Origin of the sequence: Bacillus sp. SIMBA_008 (assembly GCF_046535495.1) — a bacterium.
Lineage (GTDB): Bacteria > Bacillota > Bacilli > Bacillales > Bacillaceae > Bacillus > Bacillus subtilis.
The window spans coordinates 79,666-105,879 of sequence record NZ_JAWRWL010000007.1; the positions used below are offsets into that span (position 1 = coordinate 79,666).

Here is a 26,214-nt window from a genome sequence, read left to right on the forward strand (position 1 = left end):
AGGTGTGTGGAATTGATGGCACAATCGGCACAAATTCAAGATATTTATCCGTTATCGCACATGCAGGAAGGAATGCTGTTTCATTCACTAATGGATTTCAGCTCGAAAGCATATATCGAACAGACCTCGTTTACGATCACAGGGAATCTATGCGTCGACTCGTTTCAAAAGAGCTTAAACCTTCTTGTTTCTAGATATGATATTTTCAGAACGATTTTCATTAAAGAAGTACCAGATCTTACAGGTCCGCAGCAGGTAGTCTTATCAAACCGGGAATTGACAGTATATAGAGAAGATATTTCTCGCCTGGCTGATCAAGAACAGCAGGCGCTGATTGATGCTTTTATGACTAAGGATCGGGAAAAAGGATTTGATTTGCAAAAAGATCCTTTAATGCGTCTTGCCCTTTTTGATAGAGGAGACAGCCAATATACATGTGTCTGGACACATCACCATATCATCATGGATGGGTGGTGTCTCGGCATAATTCTTAAAGAGTTTTTCAGCATGTATGATTCGCTCAAAAATAACTCACCTGTACAGCTTGGCAGCACGGTGCCGTACAGCCGTTATATTGAATGGCTCGGAGAACAAGATCAAGAAGAGACTGCTGCCTACTGGAGCGAATATTTGAAGGAGTACGGCAATACTGCTTCTATTCCCCGAATAAGGCGCCGCACGGCAGAGGGGGATTATAAAGCCGCCCAGGTCAGCTTTTCATTAGCGCCGGATATGGTTGAGAAACTGACAGAGGCTGCCCAAAACTGGGGAGTGACATTAAACACGCTGTTTATGAGTATTTGGGGCGTGCTGCTCCATCGATATAATGCTGCAGATGATGCCGTTTTTGGCTCCGTCATTTCGGGACGCCCGTCAGCGATTGACGGGATTGAATCAATGGTCGGCTTGTTTATCAATACTGTTCCAGTGCGAATCCGATCTGCGGAAGGCATAACGTTTTCTTCGCTGGTCAAAGCCGTACAGGAGGATATTTTATCATCTGAACAGCATGGCTATTATCCGCTTTATGAGATTCAAAACCATAGTCCATTGAAGCAAGGGTTGATCGATCATATTTTTGTTTTTGAAAATTACCCTGTACAGCTTCATCAGGCATTAAGCGTGGAGAGTGAAAATGACGAAGGCGCTCTGAAGCTGAGTGACATTTCAATGTCGGAACAAACCAATTACGACTTTAATATCGTTATCGTTCCGGGAGAATCATTTTATATCAAATTCAGCTACAACGCAGACGTTTACGAGCGGGAGGAGATGCTGAGGATTCAGGGGCATCTAAAGCAAGCACTGGATTGCATTTTGACAAATCCCGATGTTGCCGTCAGTGACATCAATATCGTGCCGCCGGAGGAGCAACAGGTTATCCAATTGTTTAACGAAACTGAGCGTCCTTATGTGAACAAAACGATATCCCAATTGTTCGAGGAACAAGCCCGCAAAACACCTGAAGCGGCTGCATTAAAAATGGGAGACGATTGCTGGACCTATCGCCAATTAAATATAAGAGCTAATCAGATTGCGCACGCCCTGATAGAAAAAGGCGTTGGATCTGGAGATATCGTGGCTGTGATGATGAACCGGTCAATGGAAATGCCTGCAGCTTTGCTTGGGATTTGGAAAGCAGGCGGCGCTTATATGCCGCTTGATCCACATTTTCCAGAAGAACGTCTTTCTTTCCTGCTGAAGGACAGTCAAGCGGCTCAATTGCTGATAGAAGAAGACCTTATTTCTTTGATCCCTCCGTCCTATGAAGGAAATACGATAACGATAGAACATACAGAAAGTTACCAAACAGAAGCGCCAAATATGCCGCCAGGTGACCTAGCCTACTTGATCTATACGTCGGGAACGACGGGGCGCCCTAAAGGGGTTTTAGTTGATCATCACGGTATTGCCAATACATTGCAATGGAGACGGGAAGAGTATGGCATGACCGTACAGGATATATCCCTCCATTTGTTTTCGTACGTGTTTGACGGCTGTGTAACGAGCTTATTTACCCCGCTTTTATCTGGTGCGTGCGTACTGCTGACAACAGATGACGAAGCGAAGGATGTGCTGGCCCTTAAGCGAAAAATAGCTCGTTATAAGGTCAGCCACATGATCATTGTTCCTTCCCTGTACAGGGTGTTATTGGAAGTGATGACTGCTGACGATGCAAAAAGTCTTCGTATTGTGACATTTGCGGGTGAAGCGGTCACGCCTGATCTACTTGAGTTGAGTCAAATGATTTGTCCTTCTGCAGAACTGGCAAATGAATACGGGCCCACAGAAAACAGTGTGGCAACAACAATATTGCGGCATCTGAATGAAAAAGAGAGGATCACGATCGGACATCCGATCAGAAACACAAAAGTATTTGTTTTGCACGGAAATCAAATGCAGCCGATCGGCGCGGCGGGTGAACTGTGTATTTCCGGCGCGGGTCTTGCGAGAGGATACTACAAACAGCAAGAGCTGACACAGAAAGCATTCTCTGATCATCCATTCCTTGAAGGAGAGCGTTTATACCGAACAGGTGATGCAGGCCGCTTTTTGCCTGATGGAACGATTGAATATATTGGACGTTTTGATGATCAAGTAAAAATTAGGGGGTACCGTATTGAACTGAGAGAGATTGAAACAGTTCTTCAACAAGCACCGGGGGTAAAGGAAGCCGCGGTACTGGCCCGTGATGTTTCTGCTGAGGAAAAGGAGCTTGTTGCTTTTATCGTTCCAGAAAAGGGAAACAGCCTCCCAGATTTGTATCAGCATCTTGCCGGGACATTGCCGTCCTATATGATCCCAGCAAGTATTATCAACATCAGCCGGATGCCATTAACATCCAGCGGCAAGCTTGACAGGTTTGCGCTTCCTGAACCAGAAAACAATACGAATGTCACATATATGGCGCCCCGAACCTTAATCGAAGCTGATCTCGCACATATTTGGGAAGATGTGCTGAATAAACAGCACATCGGCATTCGTGATGATTTCTTTCAGTTAGGCGGACAGTCCTTAAAAGCGGCCGCACTGGTATCAAGAATACATAAAAAGCTTAATGTCGAGCTGCCGCTCAGTGAGGTGTTTTCTTATCCGACGGTTGAAAGCATGGCGGTCAAATTGATGAGCTTAAAAGAACACGCTTTTACACAGATTGAACCTGCGGATCAAAGAGATGTCTATCCGCTGTCTTTCTCGCAAAAACGATTATATGCTCTTCATCAGCTGGCAGATGACAGCACAGGTTATAACATGCCAGCTGTACTTGAATTACGCGGAAGTCTGAATCGCCAGCGGTTGAGAAGCGTTCTCACAGAACTTGTGAATCGGCATGAAGCATTACGGACTGTTTTTGTGCTTGACAGAGACGAGCCTGTGCAGATCATTTACCCAGAGATAGCTTTTGATCTAAAAGAGCTTGAAATGGAATCAGAACAAATGCTTGAGTCTGCAATCGAGACCTTTATCAAACCGTTTGATCTATCATCCGGTCCGCTTTTTAGAGCATGTGTCATTACAATGGGCAATAATCGCGGCTTTTTGCTGCTCGATATGCACCATATTATTGCCGACGGTGTCTCGATGAGCACTCTTGTCCAAGAATTTACTGACTTATATTGCGGAAAAGAGTTGCCAGCTTTAAACCTGCATTATAAGGATTTTGCTGTTTGGCAGCAAGAGAAGCACCCGAAAGAGCTATACAAAAAACAGGAGGCCTACTGGCTTGGTCAGCTTGGCGGGAGTCTTCCTACACTAGAATTACCGCTTGATAAAACAAGGCCGCGTTTCCCTGATTTCAGCGGTGGAACAATTGAAGTCAACATTGATAAAGACATGGCTGATGAACTGCACCGTTTAATGGCTGAAACGGGAACAACATTGTATATGATTCTTCTGGCTGTCTATTCTATTTTGTTATCTAAGCTAAGCGGGCAAGAGGATATTGTTGTCGGTTCGCCTGCTGCCGGAAGACCGCACGCTGATCTGGAGCGCGTCATCGGGATGTTCGTCAATACATTGGCGATGCGCAGCAAGCCCGAGGGCCACAAAACGTTCAGCTCCTATTTGCAGGACATTCGCCACCTGGCTCTGACCGCTTACGAGCATCAGGATTATCCTTTTGAGGAGCTGGCAGATAAGCTCGATACAAATCGAGAGATAAATCGCAACCCGCTGTTCGATGCGATGCTTGTGCTTCAAAGCAGTGAAGATTTCCGGTTCGAAGTGCCTGGTCTGTCGATTTCGTCTGTCACTCCTAAACATGATATATCTAAATTCGATTTAACATTACACGCTGAGGAGCATCCGAGTGGAATACGCTGCCGTTTTGAATACAGCACTGCTCTTTTTGAAGAAGAAACCATTACGCATTGGGCATCCTATTTTATTGAATTGGTGAAAGGGGTAACGGCGGATACCGAGATGAGAATTTCGGACATGCAATTGCTTCCTGCTGCAGAGCGTAGGTTGCTCCTTGAAAAAATGGGACAGTATGCGGCTTATCCGAGAAATGAAAACATAGTAAGCTTATTTGAAAAGCAAGCCGCTAAATATCCGGAGCATATCGCAGTGGTGTGCGGCCATTCTCAGCTTACGTATCGAGACCTGAATGAAAAAGCCGAGCGGGCAGCTGCTATGCTGATCAAACAAGGGGTGAGAACTGGCGATATCGTCGGTCTGATGCTCGATCGGTCACCTGATGTGATCATTGGCGTTTTATCGATTTTAAAAGCTGGCGGGGCCTATTTGCCGATTGATCCTGAATATCCCAAGGAGCGTATTAGCTTTATGCTTAATGACAGCGGAGCAAAACGGCTGCTGACAGAGCGCGGTCAAAACAAACCTGCAGACTACACCGGGCATATTTTGTATATCGATGAATGTGAAAACGACTCATTTCCGGCTGATGTAAACATTCAAGAAATAGTAACAGATCAGCCCGCATACGTGATATACACATCTGGAACGACTGGCCAGCCAAAGGGAGTCATTGTCGAGCACCGCAATGTGATCAGTCTCTTGAAGCATCAAAACCTGCCTTTTGAATTTAACCATGAAGACATCTGGACGTTATTTCATTCTTATTGCTTTGATTTCTCTGTATGGGAGATGTTCGGTGCGTTATTGAACGGAGGTACATTAGTCGTGGTCTCTAAAGAAACAGCCCGTGACCCCCATGCATTCCGTTTATTATTAAAAAAAGAGCGCGTCACTGTACTCAATCAGACCCCGACTGCTTTTTACGGCTTGATGCTTGAAGATCAAAATCATACAGATCATTTAAACATCCGCTACGTGATTTTTGGCGGCGAAGCCTTACAGCCCGGCATGCTTCAAAGCTGGAATAAAAAATATCCTCATACTGATTTGATTAATATGTACGGTATTACAGAAACAACGGTCCATGTAACATTCAAAAAATTGTCCGCAGCAGACATTGTAAAAAATAAAAGCAATATCGGACGGCCGCTTTCAACTCTGCAGGCTTATGTGATGGATGCTCATATGAATCTGCAGCCGATCGGAGTTCCAGGGGAGCTGTATATAGGCGGCGAAGGTGTGGCACGGGGATATCTCAACAGAGATGAGCTGACCGCTGACCGTTTTGTATCCAATCCTTATCTTCCGGGAGACAGATTATACCGAACAGGAGATCTTGCTAAGCGCCTGTCAAATGGCGAGCTGGAATACTTAGGCCGCATTGATGAGCAGGTGAAAGTCAGAGGGCACCGTATTGAGTTAGGCGAAATCCAAGCGGCACTTCTTCAGTATCCAATGATTAAAGAGGCGGCTGTCATTACCAGAGCAGACGAGCAAGGGCAAACAGCTATATATGCATATATGGTGATAAAAGATCAACAGGCTGCGAATATATCAGACATCCGAACTTACCTAAAAAACGCCTTGCCTGACTTTATGCTGCCTGCCCGTATGATACAAATTGACAGCATCCCGGTGACTGTTAATGGAAAGCTCGATCAGAAAGCCCTGCCAGAGCCTGAAAAACACGCTTATACAGCTGATGATATCAGTCCTAGAAATGAGATTGAAACGGTGATGGCTGAAATTTGGGAGGAGCTTCTTAATGTAGATGAGCTGGGTGTAAGCGCCAATTTCTTTGAGCTTGGCGGAGACTCTATTAAAGCGCTGCAGGTTTGTGCCAGACTGAAGCAGCGCGGATTTGAAACGACAGTACGTGAGATGTTTGAACATCAGACTCTTGGTGAACTGTCCGCCCGGGTTCGAAAAGACGTACGCGCCATTGACCAAGGCCCGGTCGAAGGCGAGATTACTTGGACACCTATCCAGCAGTGGTTTTTCTCGCAATCTCTGGAAAGCCATCATTTTAACCAGTCCGTTATGATCTACCGGGCTGAACGATTTGATGAGGCTGCGCTTAGAAAAGTACTAAAAAGCCTTGTGACTCATCATGATGCACTGAGAATCGTATGCCGGCATGAAGATGGCAGGCAGGTGCAGATAAACAGAGGAATAGATCTTTCAGATGAGGAGCTATATGCACTTGAACTGTTTGATGTAAAGGATAGCCTAACAGAAGCACGGTACACGATTGAGGAAGCAGCCAGCCGGATGCAAGAACATATTCGTTTGGAAACCGGCCCCTTACTTCACGCTGGATTGTTTAGAACCGAGAATGGTGACCATTTATTTCTGACGATTCATCACTTAGTTGTTGATGCGGTTTCCTGGCGCATTTTGTTCGAGGATTTTTCAGCTGCTTACAAACAGGCAGTCTCAGGAGAATCTATTAAACTGCCGCAAAAAACAGATTCATATTTAACGTATTCACAAAGAATAGTTGACTACTCTAAAAGCCGCCAGGTGCAGCGCGAAGCAGCGTACTGGGATGAGTGCGAGAGCCGTCACATCCAGCCTATTCCAAAAGACAATGACGCAGCATCTAACACATTCAAAGATACAGAAGTGATTGATTTTGAGCTATCTCGCCATCACACAGAATTACTACTAACGGCTGCACATAAAGCTTACAGCACGGAGATGAATGATATCCTTCTGACAGCTTTAGGTCTTGCTTTGCAGAAATGGACGGGAAATAACCAATTTAAAATCAGCATGGAGGGCCACGGAAGGGAATCATATCTTGAGGACATCGATATTAGCAGAACTGTTGGCTGGTTCACCTCTATTTATCCTGTGTGGCTTGATATGAGAGATTCCGATCATAAGGACAAAGAAGAGCGGCTGGGCCACCTTATTAAACAGACAAAAGATATGCTGCACCGTATACCGCATAAAGGCGCGGGCTACGGCGTGCTGAAATATATCAGCAAAAGATGGGGCTCTCAGAAAAACAGCCCAGAAATCAGCTTTAATTATTTAGGCCAGTTTGATCAGGATATTCAATCAAATGCCTTTGAGGTGTCTGACATCAAGCCAGGAAATGAGATCAGCCCGAACTGGGAGCGTCCTTATGCACTGGATATCAGCGGCGCCGTTTCTTCGGGGTGCCTGAACATGCACATCATCTATAACAGGGTTCAATTTGAGGAAAAAACAATCCAAACATTTTCCAGGCATTTTAAACAGACTCTGGAAAACATCATTGAGCATTGTACCGGCAAAGAAAACCGAGAGTGGAGCGCATCTGATTTCACTGATGAAGACTTAACGCTTGATGAATTGAGTGAGATCATGGGAGCCGTCAACAAACTATAGGAGAGGAGATTCACTGATGCCGCAGCAACCTGAAATACAGGATATATACCCTTTGTCATTTATGCAGGAAGGGATGCTTTTTCACTCATTGTATGATGAGCAGTCGAGAGCTTATTTTGAACAGGCTTCTTTTACGATCAATGGACAGCTTGACTTGGAGCGTTTCCAGAAAAGTATGGATGCTGTTTTTGACAGGTACGATATCTTTCGAACAGCATTCATCTATAAAAATGTAGCCAAACCTCGTCAAGTCGTGCTCAAGCAACGTCATTGCCATGTTCATGTTGAAGATATTTCTCATCTCAATGAAAAAGATAAAGAACATTGTACAGAGGCATTCAAAGAACAGGACAAATCAAAAGGCTTTGATCTCCAAACGGATGTACTGATGAGAATATCTATTTTAAAATGGGCGCCTGATCATTATGTCTGTATCTGGAGCCACCATCATATTTTAATGGATGGCTGGTGTTTAGGCATCGTCATTAAAGACTTTCTCCATATTTATCAAGCGCTTGGAAAAGGGCAATTTCCTGATTTGCCTCCCGTACAGCCGTACGGGACGTATATTAAATGGCTGATGCAGCAAGAGCGTGAAGAAGCAGCTGAGTATTGGAAAAAAAGGCTTCAGCATTTCGAAAAAGCTTCGCCTCTGCCAAAAAGAACAGATCAAATGTCGGACGGGACATTACAGCAGATCACGTTTACCATTCCTGAAAAAGAAACCTCCGAATTACAGAAAATCGCTGTAGCATGTGGTGCGACACTTAACACTGTTTTCCAAGCTTTATGGGGAATCATGCTCCAAAAGTTCAATCGTCGCGACGATGCTGTGTTCGGATCAGTTATATCAGGCAGACCTTCTGAGCTAAAAGATGTGGAAAACATGGTCGGACTTTTTATCAATACCATTCCTATTCGAGTCCAAAGTGATTTTCTGTCTTTTTCTGACCTAGTCAGCGGAATGCAAAAGGACATGACTGAAGCAGAAGCGTATAGTTACTTCCCTTTATATGACATTCAGGCGCAGAGCGCTCTTAAACAAGAGCTGATTGATCATATTATCGTCTTTGAAAATACACCTACTCAACAAGAGATTGAAGAGCTGAATCAAGCTGGATCATTTGATTTCTCCGTGAAAGATTTTGAGATGGAAGAGGTAACTAATTATAGATGCAGTGTCAAAGTGATCCCAGGGCGTACTTTGTACGTTCGGATTCATTTTCATACAGGCGCTTATCAACCAAATATGATGTATGAGATAAAAGATTATTTACAGCACATGATCTCTGACGTCATCTCTGATCCATCTCTTCCTGTGTCAAAGATGACATTGCTAGATGAGGACAAAACACGGAAAATCGTTTCTCAAAATAACAGGACAGTATCTGTTTCACCTGAAGCCCCAACCCTGCATGGGCTGTTTGAGCGACAGGCGGCAGTCACACCGGAGCGGCTGGCCGTTCGCTTTTCAGGCGGTTCGCTGACATACGCTGAGCTTGATATGTACGCCAGCCGGCTGGCTGCTCACCTTGCGGCACGCGGCGTCACAAACGAAAGTATCGTCGGGATCCTGTCTGAACGCTCACCTGACATGCTGATCGCTGTCCTTGCTGTACTGAAGGCCGGCGGGGCGTATTTGCCGCTTGATCCTGCGTATCCAAAGGAGCGGCTGAGCTACATGCTGAAAGACAGCGGGGCATCGCTCTTGCTGACACAGCCGGGATGCTCCGCACCGAACTTTTCTGGCGAAACGCTTGAAGTGGACATGACATCTCTTGCGAGAGAAAAAGCAGAAAACCATCTGTTTACTCCTGCTGACGGCGGTTCTCTCGCCTATGTCATCTATACATCGGGGTCTACCGGGCAGCCGAAAGGAGTGGCCGTTGAGCACCGCCAGGCTGTTTCCTTTCTGACCGGCATGCAGTACCAGTTTCCGCTTTCAGAAGATGACATTGTCATGGTGAAAACCTCTTTTTCCTTTGATGCGTCTGTGTGGCAGCTGTTTTGGTGGGCTCTTTCCGGTGCTTCGGCGTATCTGCTTCCGCCCGGCTGGGAAAAAGACTCCGCATTGATCGTAAAAGCCATTCATCAGGAAAAAGTGACAATGGCTCATTTTATTCCGGCTATGCTGAATAGCTTTCTGGATCAAGCGGAAATGTTAGCGCTTGGTGACGGGACAAACCTAAAGCGTGTATTCGCCGGAGGTGAACCGCTTGCGCCGCGTACGGCAGCCCGTTTTGCTTCTGTATTGCCGCAGGTATCATTAATCCATGGCTACGGGCCGACAGAAGCAACGGTAGACGCGGCATTTTACGTGTTAGATCCAGAACGGGACAGGGATCGTTTGCGGATTCCGATTGGGAAGCCCGTACCTGGTGCGCGTTTGTATGTTTTAGATCCGCATTTAGCCGTACAGCCTTCCGGTGTCGCCGGCGAACTGTACATTGCCGGAGTGGGTGTTGCCAGAGGTTATTTGAATCGGCCGGCATTAACGGAGGAGCGTTTTCTTGAGGACCCGTTTTACCCGGGGGAACGCATGTACAAAACAGGAGATGTGGCGCGCTGGCTCCCTGACGGGAATGTTGAATTCCTGGGACGGTTGGATGATCAGGTGAAAATTCGCGGCTACCGGATTGAACCGGGAGAAATTGAAGCGGCACTAAGAAGTATAGAAGGTGTAAGAGAGGCGGCCGTTACCGTACGGACAGACAGCGGCGAGCCGGAATTATGCGCTTATGTAGAAGGGCTCCAAAGAAACGAAGTCCGGGCGCGGCTTGAGAGACTGTTGCCGGGCTACATGGTCCCAGCCTATATGATAGAAATGGAACAGTGGCCGGTTACGCCAAGCGGAAAGCTCGACCGAAACGCCCTGCCAGCTCCTGGCGGAGCGGCAGATGCGGAGACCTACACAGCGCCGAGAAACGTGACTGAGATGAAGCTTTCTCAGCTGTGGGAGGACGTGCTGAAAAATGGCCCTGTCGGGATTCACGACAACTTTTTTGACCGCGGGGGGCATTCCTTAAAAGCAACGGCGCTTGTCTCACGGATCGCCAAAGAATTCGATGTACAGGTGCCGCTAAAAGATGTGTTTGCCCATCCGACAGTAGAAGGACTGGCTACCGTTATCCGTGAAGGAACGGACAGTCCATATGAAGCGATTAAGCCCGCTGAAAAACAGGAAACCTATCCGGTTTCCTCTGCCCAAAAGCGGATTTATGTCCTTCAGCAGCTGGAGGACGGAGGGACAGGCTACAATATGCCGGCTGTGTTAGAGCTCGAAGGGAAGCTCAACCCTGAAAGGATGGACAGAGCTTTCAAAGAGCTGATCAAGCGCCACGAGTCGCTTCGTACCTCCTTCGAACAGGACGCAGGAGGCGATCCGGTGCAGCGCATCCATGACGAGGTGCCGTTTACGTTACAGACTACAGTTCTCGGCGAACGAACCGAACAGGAGGCCGCAGCCGCATTTATCAAACCGTTTGATCTCAGCCAAGCACCGCTGTTCCGTGCCCAAATCGTAAAGGTATCAGATGAGCGGCACCTGTTGCTGGTTGATATGCATCACATCATTTCAGACGGTGTTTCCGTCAACATTCTGATTCGGGAATTCGGCGAGCTGTACAATAATCGGAAGCTTCCGGCGCTGCGCATTCAATATAAAGATTATGCCGTATGGCAAGAAGGATTCAAAACAGGAGACGCGTACACAACGCAAGAGGCGTACTGGCTGAAGCAGCTCGAGGGCGAGCTGCCTGTGCTGGATCTTCCGGCTGATCATGCCCGCCCGCCGGTGCGAAGCTTCGCGGGTGACAAGGTCTCATTTACGCTGGATCAAGAGGTTGCATCAGGCCTTCACAAGCTGGCACGAGAAAACGGAAGCACACTGTACATGGTGCTCCTTGCGGCTTACACCGCGTTCTTGTCACGCTTAAGCGGACAGGAGGATATCATCGTCGGCTCGCCAATTGCCGGCCGTCCGCACAAGGATCTTGAGCCGATACTCGGCATGTTTGTGAACACGCTGGCGCTTCGGACACGCCCGGAGGGCGGGAAGCCATTCGTACAGTATTTGCAGGAAGTGCGTGAGACAGCATTGGAAGCCTTTGAGCACCAGGATTACCCGTTCGAAGAGCTTGTTGATAAACTTGAATTGACACGGGATATGAGCAGAAATCCGCTGTTTGACGTAATGTTTGTTCTTCAAAACATGGATCAGGAATCGTTGGAACTGGATGAACTTTGTCTCAAACCTGCAGCAAACAATGGGCATCAAACGTCCAAATTTGATTTAACCCTATATGCCCAGGAACAGCCCCACGGTTTGCTGACGTTCCAAATGGAGTTTAGTACTGACTTATATAAGAAAAAAACGATAGAAAAGTGGCTTCAATACTTCATCAATATGTTACTCTCCATCATCAAAGACAACAAAGCCGCTCTCGGAACAATAAATATCCTGAATGAGGATGAGACCCATTACCTTATCCACGAGCTCAATCGTACAAAAATAGATTATCCAAGAAATGAAACCATCAGCAGACTCTTTGAAATGCAGGCTGAACAAACGCCTAATGCCGTAGCAATTGTCAGCGACACCCAATTATTCACTTACGAGGACCTGAACAGCTGGGCAAATCAAATTGCCTCAGTTCTACAGATTAAGGGTGTAGGACCTGATAGTGTTGTAGCCTTGTTGACAGGCAGAACACCAGAACTCATTGCAGGAATGCTGGGCATTCTGAAAGCCGGGGGAGCCTATCTGCCTATTGCTTCTGATCTGCCTGTTGAACGAATAGCTTATATGCTGTCAGACAGCGGGACGGCATTACTCCTTCAATCTGAAAAAACAGAAAAACAACTATTAGACATTGAATGTGAACAAATCATAATCGAAGATATTCAAAAGCAAGGAAAAACGAAGAACGTTGATTCTTCAGCAGGGCCACATTCACTTGCATATATCATTTATACCTCTGGATCAACCGGTAAACCAAAGGGTGTCATGATTGAGCAGCGAAGTGTAATTCGTCTTGTTAAAAATAGCAATTATATTACATTTACACCTGAAGACCGCCTTCTTATGACATCATCAATCGGTTTCGACGTTGGGTCATTTGAAATTTTCGGACCGCTGCTAAATGGTGCCGCTTTGCATCTGTCTGATCAACAAACATTTCTCGATTCCCATCAGCTTAAGAGGTACGTAGAACATCAAGGAATCACAACGATTTGGCTGACATCTTCTCTATTCAATCATTTGACAGAGCAAAATGAACAAACATTTTCACAGCTGAAACATTTGATTATTGGCGGAGAAGCTTTGTCGCCGAGCCACGTCAATCGAATCAGAAATGTCTGCCCTGAAGTATCTATATGGAATGGATATGGCCCTACCGAAAATACAACTTTTTCGACATGCCTTCACATTCAAAAAACATATGAACTTTCCATTCCGATCGGGCGGCCGATTGGTAATTCCACCGCTTATATCTTAAATCAATGGGGAGTGCTGCAGCCGGTCGGAGCTGTCGGTGAACTTTGTGTCGGCGGAGATGGCGTCGCCAGAGGATATTTGGGCCGTCCTGATCTAACGAAAGAGAAATTTGTCCCACATCCATTTGCACCTGGCGATCGACTGTATCGCACAGGTGATCTGGCGCGCTGGCTTCCTGATGGCACAATTGAATACGTTGGGCGTATTGATGATCAAGTAAAAGTCAGAGGCTATCGGGTGGAGCTGGGTGAAATCGAATCAGCACTTCGTCAAATAGACGGGGTCAAAGAAGCCGCAGTGTTAGCACGTACAGCCCAGACCGGGAGCAAAGAGCTGTTTGGCTATATCAGCGTAAAAGCAGGCACGAATGCTGAACAAGTACGTTCACTTCTCGCGCGTTCGCTGCCAAACTATATGATCCCGGCGTACATTATTGAAATGGAGACTCTCCCGCTCACATCAAACGGCAAATTGAACCGAAAAGCACTTCCTGAACCAAATTTCACATCTAAACAAACGTACGCTCCACCTCGAAATGACCTTGAAGACCAACTTGTGTTGATCTGGCAGGAAGTTCTCGGCATCCAGAGGATCGGAATAGAGGATTCGTTTTTTGAATTGGGCGGAGATTCAATCAAAGCCCTTCAAGTTTCTGCACGCCTTGGGCGCTATGGACTAAGCTTGCAGGTAAGTGATTTATTCCGTCATCCAAAGATAAAGGACTTATCACCATTTATCCGTAAGTCAGAGAGAATCATAGAGCAAGGACCCGTTCAGGGAGACGTTCCTTGGACGCCTGTTCAGCAATGGTTTTTTTCACAAGATATTGAAGAAAGACACCATTTCAATCAGTCTGTCATGCTATTCCATTCTGGACGTTTGTCTGAAAACGCCATTAGACCAGCCTTGAAAAAACTGGCGGAGCATCATGATGCGCTTCGGATGGTTTATCGCAACGATGATAGGCGATGGATTCAAATCAACCAAGGCATTCATGAGTCACAGCTATACAGCTTAAGAATCTCTGATCTTTCACAGTCAGAAAGCGGCTGGGAGACGAAAATCAAACAAGAAGTTGCAGATCTTCAGCAAAGCATCAATTTGCAGGAAGGACCATTGTTGCACGCCGCTTTGTTTAAAACACTGACCGGAGATTACTTGTTCCTTGCGATCCATCACCTTGTCGTTGATGGTGTCTCATGGCGGATTTTGCTGGAGGATTTGTCAGCCGGATATCAACAAGCTGCTGCAGGCCAGACGATCCAGCTTCCACCTAAAACGGATTCCTACCAGGAATACGCAAGACGCATACAGGAATATGCCCAAAGCAGTAAGCTGATTCGCGAAGAGGCGTATTGGCGAAGTGTAGAAGAACAGCAAGCCGCAGAACTGCCATATGAAATACCGCATCATGTGAACATCGACTTCAGCAAAAGGGACTCATTAAGCTTTTCACTGACTGAAGCAGACACCGCCGTCTTGCTGCAAAACGTCAATCACGCCTATGGCACAGATACACAAGATATTCTGTTAACCGCAGCATCCTTGGCGATTTGTGAATGGACAGGAGGAAGCAAGCTCCGTATCGCTATGGAAGGACACGGGAGAGAACACATTCTGCCAGAGTTAGATATCAGCAGGACGGTCGGCTGGTTTACATCCATGTACCCGGCCCTCATAAGCTTTGAAAATCATAGGGATGAGCTCGGAACCTCAGTAAAAACCGTGAAAGATACACTGGGCCGGATACCAAACAAAGGGGTAGGTTACGGTATGCTGAAATACCTTACACACCCTGAAAATAAAAGCATTACGTTTTCAAAAACACCTGAAATCAGCTTTAACTATTTGGGCCAGTTCAACGACATCGAAAGACAGGACACCTTCCGCCCATCAAGCCTTGGTAGCGGAAAGGATATCACTCATACATGGAAGCGTGAGCAAATCATCGAGATGAGCGCAATGGCAGCAGACAAAAAGCTCCATTTCAATCTTAGTTATCCGCCAGCCTGCTTTCACAAAAACACAATGGAGCAGCTTATTAACAGGATTGAACACTTTTTGCTGGACATTATGAAACACTGCGCCGGTCAACAGAAAGCAGAAAAGACACTGAGCGATTTCAGCAGTCAATCATTAACGGCAGAGGACTTGGACAGCATATCCAGCTTGGTGGAAGAATTGTAGAAAATCGTGACAGGGAGACATGAACATGACAAAAGCGAATTCAATTCAGGATATTTATCCGCTGTCTTACATGCAGGAAGGGATGCTTTTCCATTCCCTCCTGCAAAAAGATTCACAGGCGTATGTTGAGCAAGCTTCTTTTACAATAGAAGGAAAAGTCAACCCGCAGTTTTTTCAAAACAGCATCAACGCTCTTGTAGAAAGACATGATATTTTCAGAACGATTTTTATCAGCCAAAATGTTTCCTCCCCCCAGCAGGTTGTTCTGAGAGAACGAAATATCATCGTCCTGGAAGAAGACATTACTCATTTAAACGAGGCGGAGCAATCACAGTTTATCGAGCAATGGAAAGAAAAGGACCGGGACCGGGGGTTTCATTTGCAAAAGGATGTGCTCATGCGCATCGCTCTGATTCAAACAGGAGAGAGCCAGTACTCTTGCATTTGGACCTTTCATCATATCATGATGGACGGTTGGTGCCTCAGCATTGTGCTAAAGGAGTTTCTGCATATTTACGCATCTTATGTAAATGCATCCCCTATAACATTGGAGCCGGTCCAGCCATACGGAAAGTATATCAAATGGCTGATGGAGCAAGACAAAGAGCAGGCGGTTTCTTATTGGGACCATTATCTTTCCGGCCACGAACAGCAAACCGTGCTCCCGAAGCAGAAGAAAAAAACAAAGGGAAGAAGCAAGCAGGAACACGTTACATTTTCATTCTCTAAGGAAGAAAGCAGCAGACTTTCAGAGCTTGCTGCAAGAGAAGAAGTGACACTCAGTACGATTTTTCATACTATTTGGGGCATTCTGCTGCAAAAATATAATAATAACGATGACGCCGTATTCGGTTCTGTTATTTCAGGAAGACCCGCAGAAATCGAAGGCATTGAACATATGGTAGGTCTTTTCATTAATACGATGCCGGTTCGGGTGCAGGGGACAAAAACGCCATTTCTTCAACTTATAAAAGATATGCAAAAAGACCGTCTTGCCGCTGAAGCGTACAGCTACCACCCTTTGTATGAGATTCAATCCCGCTCAGCTGTTAAGCAAGGGCTGATTGATCATATTCTCGTATTTGAAAACTATCCGGTGCAGCAAGAGATTCAAATGCTGAACAAACAGGAACATGCTTCTGATCTTTTTCAAATTCATAATTTCACTGTCGCAGATGAAACCAACTACAGCTTTTATCTTATGGTGGCGCCAGGGGAAGAAATTCATATCAAAATGAACTATGATGCGGAGCAGCACGATCGGTCTTTTGTGCTCTCTGTCAAAGAGCATCTTCTGAATGCTGTATCACAAATCTTAAATAATCCGAATCTTCCACCTGGAGAAATCGATATCACGACAGATACTGAAAAGCGGCAGCTGATTGGAGAAATTACAGATCAAACACCAGTTTACGAAACCATCCATGCCATGTTTGAAAAGCAAGCGGAAAAGACACCAGATGCTCATGCTGTAATTGATCAAGCCTGCTCATTAACATACAGAGAACTGAATAAAGCGGCTAACAGATTGGCACGGCATTTACGAATGAAAGGCGTTGTGAGACAGGAACCCGTTGCGATTATGATGGAACGCTCAGCGGCGTTTATCACAGGTGTTCTTGGTATCTTGAAAGCAGGCGGCGCCATTGTTCCGGTTGATCCGCATTACCCTGCTGACAGAATCCGTTATATTCTGCATGATTGCGGCTGTTCACATGTTGTTTCACAAGCGCATCTTTCCTCATCGTTAGAAGACAATTACATTATCACTCATCCAGAAGATATCGAAAGCAAAGTAGACGGCAGTAACATAAAGTCAGTCAACAATGCTGACGATCTGCTGTATATGATTTATACATCAGGCACAACAGGTAAACCAAAGGGTGTTCAATTTGAGCATCGAAACATGGCTAACTTGCTGAAATTCGAATATACTCACTCCGGCATTGACTTTGAAGCAGATGTTCTGCAATTTGCGACACCTTCCTTCGACGTCTGCTATCAAGAAATTTTTTCTGCGCTTCTGAAAGGCGGCACACTGCACATCGTGCCAGAAGCCATAAAAAGAGATGTGCCTCAGCTGTTTGCATTTATAAACAAGCATCAGACGAATATTGTGTTTCTCCCAACTGCTTTTATCAAAATGATTTTCAGCGAGCGAGAACTTGCGAACTCGTTTCCTGATGGCGTCAAACACCTGATCGCAGCCGGGGAACAATTAATGATTTCAGACCTTTTCCAAGATGTGTTGCGTGAACGCGGCATACACCTGCACAATCATTACGGACCTTCAGAAACTCATGTGGTATCTACGTATACCATTCATCCTGGAGACCCTATTCCTGAGCTTCCGCCAATCGGTAAACCGATAGGCTGTACTGATCTATATATTTTGAATCATCAAAAACAGCTTCAGCCATGCGGCGTACCAGGCGAACTCTATATTTCCGGCGCAAGTGTTGCCAGAGGATATGTCAATCACGATAAACTGACAAGCGACAAATTTTCATCCGATCCATTCAAGCCTGATGTGATCATGTACCGGACAGGTGATTTGGCCAGACGGCTTGAAGACGGCAACATCGAATATATCGGACGGGCAGACAATCAAGTGAAAATCAGAGGTTATCGAATTGAGCCGCAAGAAATCGAAGTCACGCTAATGAATCATCCGGACATTAGTGAGGCTGCCATTCTCATCTGGCAAGATCAAAACGGTGAACATGAATTATGCGCTTACTATTGCAGTGTACAAAAGCTGAATGCAATAGATTTACGCAGTTATATGGCTAGTGAGCTCCCAGAATACATGATTCCGGCGAAATGGATATGGGTTGACAGCATACCTCTTACCCCAAACGGAAAAGTAGATCGCGCAGCACTTCCGGAGCCAGATGCTTCAATCAGCGGAAACCCATATACTGCCCCTCGAAATCTGTTAGAGGCAAAGCTTTCGCAACTATTTGAAGATGTGCTAAAGAATGGGCATATAGGCATCCAAGACAACTTTTTTGACAATGGCGGTCACTCGTTAAAAGCAACAGTGCTTATGTCACGGATCGCAAAGGAATTCCATGTGCAAGTTTCACTTAAGGACATCTTTGCTCATCCGACTGTTGAAGGATTAGCTTTAATTATTCGAGAGGCAGAACAAAATTTGTATGCAGCAATTGAACCAGCAGAAAAAAGGGATACATATCCTGTATCTTCGGCCCAAAAACGAATCTATGTGCTTCAACAGCTTGATGAGGGTGTCGCCTATAACATGCCTGCGGTCTTAGAACTGGAAGGTGCACTGGATGTCGCCAAACTGTCTGCTGTATGTAAAGAACTGATCAGTCGGCATGAGCCGCTTCGAACTTCCTTTGTACCCGGAGCTGATGACGAGCCGGTTCAGCGTATCCACACCGAAGTGCCGTTTACGTTAAGTAAAGAGACCACTATCGAGGGATTTGTCCGTCCCTTTGATCTCAGCCAGGCGCCATTATTTAGAGCAGGCCTTATAGAAGTGTCAAACGAGAAGCATGTATTGCTGGTGGATATGCACCATATCATTTCAGATGGTGTATCCGTTCAGCTCCTAATCCGAGAATTTACCGATCTTTATGCAAACCGGCAGCTTAAGCCATTGCGGATCCAATATAAAGATTACGCCGTATGGCAGCAGAAATTTAAAAAGGGAGACTCGTACCAAAAGCAGGAGACTTACTGGCAGCAGCAGTTTAGCGGGGATCTTCCTATACTGGAGCTTCCAACAGATAAACGACGTCCGGCAGAACGGCAATTCATAGGCGGAAAAGTAACCTTTCAATTGGACAAAGAGATCACGGCCCGCATAAAGCGGCTCGCCCATAAAAACAGAAGCACGCTTTATATGACGCTTCTCGCTTTGTATTCAGCCTTTTTGTCTCGGTTAAGCGGTCAGGATGATATCGTGATTGGTTCACCAATCGCCGGACGGCCCCATGCCGACCTTGAAGCTGTTCTTGGGATGTTCGTCAATACACTGGCTCTCCGCACACGCCCAGCGGGTAATAAGACATTTGAGGAATTTCTGAAAGAAGTCAGACAGACGGCATTAGAAGCGTATGAGCATCAGGATTACCCGTTTGAAGAGCTTGTGGACAAACTCGGTGTGCAGCGGGAAATGAGCCGGAATCCTTTGTTTGACACAACGCTAGTCCTTCAGAATATGGAACAGCAAAAGCTAAAAATGAATGATGTACAGCTTCAGTGGAACGACTTGGAGCACCCAATATCAAAATTTGATATTTCCCTATACGTTACAGAGCATGATTCCGAGCTTTTCTGTCAGTTTGAATACAGTACAGCTTTGTTTGAGAAAGAAACCATCCAAAGGTGGGCCAGCCTTTTCACCACGCTTGTGGAACATACAGCTGCCAGTCCTGAAACAGAATTGGACGATATTCCAATCTTAACAAAAGAAGAAGAGAGAGATTTCATTGAATCATGCCATCTGTTTGAGGAGACGGGCTATTCAATGAATCAAACGCTCCACTATGCACTCGAACAGCAGGCAACAAAAACGCCTGATCAGGCGGCCGTTATCTTCGAAGATGGAGTGATGACCTATAAAGAATTGAACGAACAGGCTAACCGTATCGCCTGGGAGCTGATCGGACGGGGGGTAAAACCCGAAACGACTGTTGCCATTATAGGAAAGCGTTCACCTGAAATGCTGCTTGGCATTTATGGCATTCTTAAAGCTGGCGGCGCTTATCTGCCCATCGACCCGGATTATCCGGAAGAACGAATCAGCTTTCTGCTGGAGGACAGCGGTACAAACATTCTCCTGCTTCAGTCTGCCAGCCTTCATATTCCGGCATTTACAGGAGAGATTGTCTATCTCAATCAGACAAATAGCGGACTGGTACATCGTTTGTCCAATCCGAATGTGAACGTTCTCCCGCAATCTTTAGCCTATGTCATCTATACATCCGGCTCTACCGGGATGCCTAAGGGTGTTGAAATTGAACATCGATCAGCGGTGAATTTTTTGAATTCCCTACAGTCCCGCTATCAGCTAAAGCATTCAGATATGATTATGCACAAAACATCATATTCATTCGATGCTTCAATATGGGAGCTGTTTTGGTGGCCTTATGCCGGAGCTTCTGTTTATCTGCTTCCTCAGGGAGGCGAAAAAGAACCTGAAGTGATCGCGAAGGCCATAGAAGAACAAAAGATCACAGCTATGCATTTTGTGCCTTCAATGCTCCATGCATTTTTAGAACATATAAAATATCGCTCTGTACCGATTAAGACAAACAGACTCAAGCGAGTGTTTTCTGGGGGAGAACAGCTGGGGACCCATCTTGTCTCCCGATTTTACGAGTTGCTTCCAAATGTTTCAATAACCAATTCCTATGGGCCAACGGAAGCAACCGTAGAAGCTGCATTCTTTGATTGTCCGCCGCAAGAAAAACTTGAACGGATTCCAATTGGAAAACCTGTTCATCATGTCAGATTATATATCCTGAATCATAATCAGCGGATGCTGCCTGTTGGATGTATCGGTGAACTATACATTGCCGGAGCGGGTGTTGCCAGAGGTTATTTGAATCGGCCGGCATTAACGGAGGAGCGTTTTCTAGAAGACCCGTTTTACCCGGGGGAACGCATGTACAAAACAGGGGATGTGGCGCGCTGGCTCCCTGACGGGAATGTTGAATTCCTCGGGCGCACGGATGATCAGGTAAAAATCCGCGGCTACCGGATTGAGCCGGGAGAAATTGAAGCGGCACTAAGAAATATAGAAGGTGTAAGAGAGGCGGCTGTTACCGTACGGACAGACAGCGGGGAGCCGGAATTATGCGCTTATATAGAAGGGCTCCAAAGAAACGAAGTGCGTGCACAGCTTGAGAGACTGTTGCCGGGCTACATGGTCCCAGCCTATATGATAGAAATGAAACAGTGGCCGGTTACGCCAAGCGGAAAGCTCGACCGAAACGCCCTGCCAGCTCCTGGCGGAGCGGCAGATGCGGAGACCTACACAGCGCCGAGAAACGTGACTGAGATGAAGCTTTCTCAGCTGTGGGAGGACGTGCTGAAAAATGGCCCTGTCGGGATTCACGACAACTTTTTTGGCCGCGGGGGACATTCCTTAAAAGCAACGGCGCTTGTCTCACGGATCACCAAAGAATTCGATGTACAGGTGCCGCTAAAAGATGTGTTTGCCCATCCGACGGTAGAAGGACTGGCTACCGTTATCCGTGAAGGAACGGACAGTCCATATGAAGCGATTAAGCCCGCTGAAAAACAGGAAACCTATCCGGTTTCCTCTGCCCAAAAGCGGATTTATGTCCTTCAGCAGCTGGAGGACGGAGGGACAGGCTACAATATGCCGGCTGTGTTAGAGCTCGAAGGGGAGCTCAACCCTGAAAGGATGGACAGAGCTTTCAAAGAGCTGATCAAGCGCCACGAGTCGCTTCGTACCTCCTTCGAACAGGACGCAGGAGGCGATCCGGTGCAGCGCATCCATGACAAGGTGCCGTTTACGTTACAGACTACAGTTCTCGGCGAACGAACCGAACAGGAGGCCGCAGCCGCATTTATCAAACCGTTTGATCTCAGCCAAGCGCCGCTGTTCCGTGCCCAAATCGTAAAGGTATCAGATGAGCGGCACCTGTTGCTGGTTGATATGCATCACATCATTTCAGACGGTGTTTCCGTCAACATTCTGATTCGGGAATTCGGCGAGCTGTACAATAATCGGAAGCTTCCGGCACTGCGCATTCAATATAAAGATTATGCCGTATGGCAAGAAGGATTTAAAACAGGAGATGCGTACAAAACGCAGGAGGCGTACTGGCTGAAGCAGCTCGAGGGCGAGCTGCCTGTGCTGGATCTCCCCGCTGATCATGCCCGCCCGCAGGTGCGAAGTTTCGCTGGCGACAAGGTCTCATTTACGCTGGAACCAGAGGTTGCATCAGGCCTTCACAAGCTGGCACGAGAAAACGGAAGCACACTGTACATGGTGCTCCTTGCGGCTTACACCGCGTTCTTGTCACGCTTAAGCGGACAGGAGGATATCATCGTCGGCTCGCCAATCGCCGGCCGGCCGCACAAGGATCTTGAGACGATACTCGGCATGTTTGTGAACACGCTGGCGCTTCGGACGCGCCCGGAGGGCGGGAAGCCGTTTGTACAGTACTTGCAGGAAGTGCGCGAGACAGCATTGGAAGCCTTTGAGCACCAGGATTACCCGTTCGAAGAACTTGTTGATAAGCTTGCATTGACACGAGATATGAGCCGGAACCCAGTGTTTGACGCGATGTTAGTTGTTCAAAATAATGATTACGAGCCATTGTATCTTCATGATTTGCAAATGAAGCCGGCACAAGTTTCTCATCTCGTTTCTAAATTCGATTTGACACTACAGGCATCTGAGGGCGACGGAAACATTCATTTCCTTTTTGAATATTCAACCGCATTGTTCGAGAAAACCACCATTGAACGCTGGGCATCGCATTTAACAAATGTACTTAGCATCATCGGCAAAAACCCGGAGGTGACACTCAACCATATCGACATCCTGACCCAAGAAGAGCGGCACCAGCTGCTTAATGAGTTTAACACCAGGCAAGCGAATCAATACGGAGTTCAAACAATCAGTCAATTGTTTGAGCAGCAAGCTGCACGAACACCAAAAGCTTCTGCACTTGTCAGCGGAGACAAAACACTGACGTATCAAGAGTTGGACGAGTGGTCCAATGGAATCGCACGTGCATTGCGCAACAGAGGTGTTAAGCCGGACACACCAGTAGGCATCATGATGCATCGTTCGTTCAGTATGATAGCAGCCATACTTGGTGTGTGGAAAGCAGGCGGCTGTTACGTTCCCATTGATCCTGAATACCCGACAGAACGCAAACGCTATATCCTTAGCGACAGCGGAACGAAACTGCTGATGACAATAAATGAAGCGGATCGAGGAGTACTTGCTGACTTTGAAGGAGAGATCTTGACGATAGAAAGCGTAGAGGAAGACGACAAATCGCCGCTGCCGCAAGTGTCGTCTGCCCATCATTTGGCTTATATCATTTATACTTCAGGAACGACGGGCCGGCCAAAAGGGGTGATGGTCGAGCATAAAGGTATTGCCAACACGCTTCTGTGGCGGCGAAACGCTTATGCATTCAACGAGACAGATGCCATCCTGCAGCTCTTTTCTTTCTCATTTGACGGCTTTTTAACTAGTATGTTTACACCGCTTTTGTCAGGTGCAAAAGCCGTTTTGCTTCATGAAGAGGAAGCGAAGGATATTCTGGCCATTAAGCATCAGCTGTCTCGTCAACGGATTACACATATGATTATTGTGCCTGTTTTATATCGAGCGCTTTTGGACGTAGTGCAGCCGGAAGATGTAAAGACGCTTAGAGTCGTCACACTGGCGGGAGAAGCGGCTGACCGCGAATTGATCGACCGCAGCTTAGCTATATGTCCGCATACCGAACTCGCCAACGAATATGGACCGACAGAAAACAGCGTGGCGACTACCGTCATGAGACATATGGAAAAGCAGGCATACGTAAGCATCGGCCAGCCGATTGACGGGACTCAAGTGCTGATTTTAAATAGCAATCATCAGCTTCAGCCAATCGGTGTTGCGGGAGAGCTTTGTATAGCAGGAACAGGGCTTGCAAGAGGGTACGTCAATCTTCCAGAACTGACAGAGAGAGCATTCACGCAGAATCCATTTAAACCCGAAACACGAATGTACCGAACAGGAGACGCCGCCAGATGGATGGCCGACGGTACACTCGAATATCTCGGAAGAATCGATGATCAAGTCAAAATCAGAGGATACCGTGTAGAAACGAAAGAAATTGAATCGGTCATCCGGTGTATAAATGGTGTAAAAGACGCCGCAGTAGTTGCTCATGAAACAGCGTCAGGACAAACCGAATTAAGTGCTTATGTGGTGACAAAACCAGAGTTGAGCACAAATGCTGTACGCTCAGAATTACAAAACAAGCTGCCGGTGTTTATGCACCCTGCGTTTATTGAAAAACTGGACTCACTTCCATTGTCACCAAACGGCAAGCTGGATCGCGGAGCACTTCCAAAACCTGTATACAACCACGAAGGTGAACGTCCATTCCTCCCGCCAGCCAGCAAAATGGAGCAAATACTGGCAGATATATGGAAAGAAGTACTGGGGGCAGAAAAGATCGGAACAGCTGATTCGTTCTTTGAACTTGGCGGAGATTCAATCAAAGCGTTACAGGTATCTGCGCGGCTTCACCGGATAGGCAAGCAAATGGCAGTGAAAGATTTGTTTAGCCATCCGACCATTCAAGAATTGGCAGCTTATATCCGTGATTCAGATACAAGTTCCAGCCAAGCTGCGGTTGAGGGAGACGTACAATGGTCGCCTGTTCAAAAATGGTTTCTTTCTCAAGATATAAAAGAAAAACACCATTTTAATCAGTCCGTAATGCTGCATCGAAGTACCTTTGTACAAGAAGACGCACTGCGCAAAACGTTAAAAGCAATAACGTGTCATCATGATGCGCTGCGAATGGTGTTTACACAGAATGAACAAGGAAAGTGGGATCAATATAATCGGCCGCTCAGTCATTCGGACGACGCGTTGTACGGCCTTGAGATGATTGATTTATGCACTGATGGAAATAGAGCGTATGAGCCTATTATCAAACGCCATGTACTTGATATTCAGCAGAAAATGGATTTGAAGAATGGTCCGCTGCTGCAAGCCGGTCTTTTCCACACAATTGACGGTGATTTCTTATTTTTATCTGCTCATCACCTCGTCGTTGACGGCATTTCATGGCGGGTTCTGCTTGAAGATTTGGCTTTAGGGTATCGCCAAGCTGCTGGCGGGGAGGATATCAAACTGCCGCCTAAAACAAGCTCGTTTAAAGCGTATGCGAAAAAGCTCTCTGACTACGCTGAAAGCCAGCAGCTAATGAAACAGCTCAAGTATTGGCGCGAAGCCGAAGAGTATCAAACAGAGGCATTGTCTTTTGATCAAATCGATGGAACTAGAGCACACGAGGGACAACGGTCCACAATTTCGTTTACCTTAAACGATAAAGAGACAGCAGCACTCTTAAAAGACGCCAACAGCGCATATAACACTGATACGCAGGACATGCTGCTCGCTTCTGTCATTCTTGCGCTGCGCCATTGGACCAATCAATCCGCCTTCAAACTATCATTAGAGGGCCACGGGCGAGAGGATGTATTAAAAGGAATAGATGTGAGCCGGACGATTGGATGGTTTACCGCCATTTATCCGTTATTGATTAAACTGAACGCAGACTTGCCAGATTCGGAAGAAAGCATGGTTCATGTGCTAAAAACAACAAAAGATACACTGAGACGTGTACCTGACAAAGGATTCGGCTACGGTGTCATCAAATATTTGACTCCGCCTGGCAAAAAAGACATCAATTTCACAGGTGCACCAGAAATCAGCTTTAATTATCTTGGTCAATTTGAAAGCGGCCGCACAGCTGAAGTACCTGAGGAGGACGCCTTCTCATTCTCTCCGCTGGGTGCCGGAGGTGATATCAGCACAACATGGAACCGTGAACAGTCGCTGGATATCAGCGCAATCGCTGCAGAAGGAAAATTGACTGTCAATATGACTTATGACAATGCCCGCTTTCAGCGCAAAACCATCGAACAGCTTAGCGAAACATGCCGTCAATTTTTATTACAGCTGATCGAACACTGCCAGAACAAAAGCGAAACAGAAAAGACGATCAGTGATTTTGATGATCAAGAACTGACCGAGGACGCCCTGCAAGAGATCGCTGATATGCTCAGTTTTCACTAATGAA

The 26,214-nt window shown here is 46.5% G+C and carries 3 protein-coding genes; all 3 read left to right on the forward strand.

The genetic code is table 11. From position 1 onward, the window contains the following. The first annotated feature begins 15 nt into the window (after positions 1–15). The 3 genes from ppsB to ppsD are packed head-to-tail and all read left to right on the forward strand — an operon-like array spanning position 16 to position 26,210. Positions 16–7,698: a plipastatin non-ribosomal peptide synthetase PpsB gene (ppsB, locus tag SB658_RS19840; RefSeq protein ID WP_144500616.1), complete on the forward strand. Its 7,683-nt coding sequence runs from the start codon at positions 16–18 to the stop codon at positions 7,696–7,698. 16 nt (positions 7,699–7,714) lie between these two features. Continuing rightward, positions 7,715–15,382 (forward strand): plipastatin non-ribosomal peptide synthetase PpsC, encoded by a 7,668-nt coding sequence (gene ppsC / locus SB658_RS19845; protein WP_410602162.1) that lies wholly within the window; start codon positions 7,715–7,717, stop codon positions 15,380–15,382. A gap of 25 nt (positions 15,383–15,407) precedes the next feature. Further along, on the forward strand, positions 15,408–26,210 hold the full coding sequence (gene ppsD, locus SB658_RS19850; protein WP_410602164.1) for a plipastatin non-ribosomal peptide synthetase PpsD: 10,803 nt from the start codon (positions 15,408–15,410) through the stop codon (positions 26,208–26,210). Positions 26,211–26,214: the final 4 nt, after the last annotated feature.

Bases quoted from the DNA above. Each gene is read 5' to 3' on its own strand.
- ppsB (WP_144500616.1), top strand. From the start codon at position 16: ATGGCACAATCGGCACAAATTCAAGATATTTATCCGTTATCGCACATG.
- ppsC (WP_410602162.1), top strand. From the start codon at position 7,715: ATGCCGCAGCAACCTGAAATACAGGATATATACCCTTTGTCATTTATG.
- ppsD (WP_410602164.1), top strand. From the start codon at position 15,408: ATGACAAAAGCGAATTCAATTCAGGATATTTATCCGCTGTCTTACATG.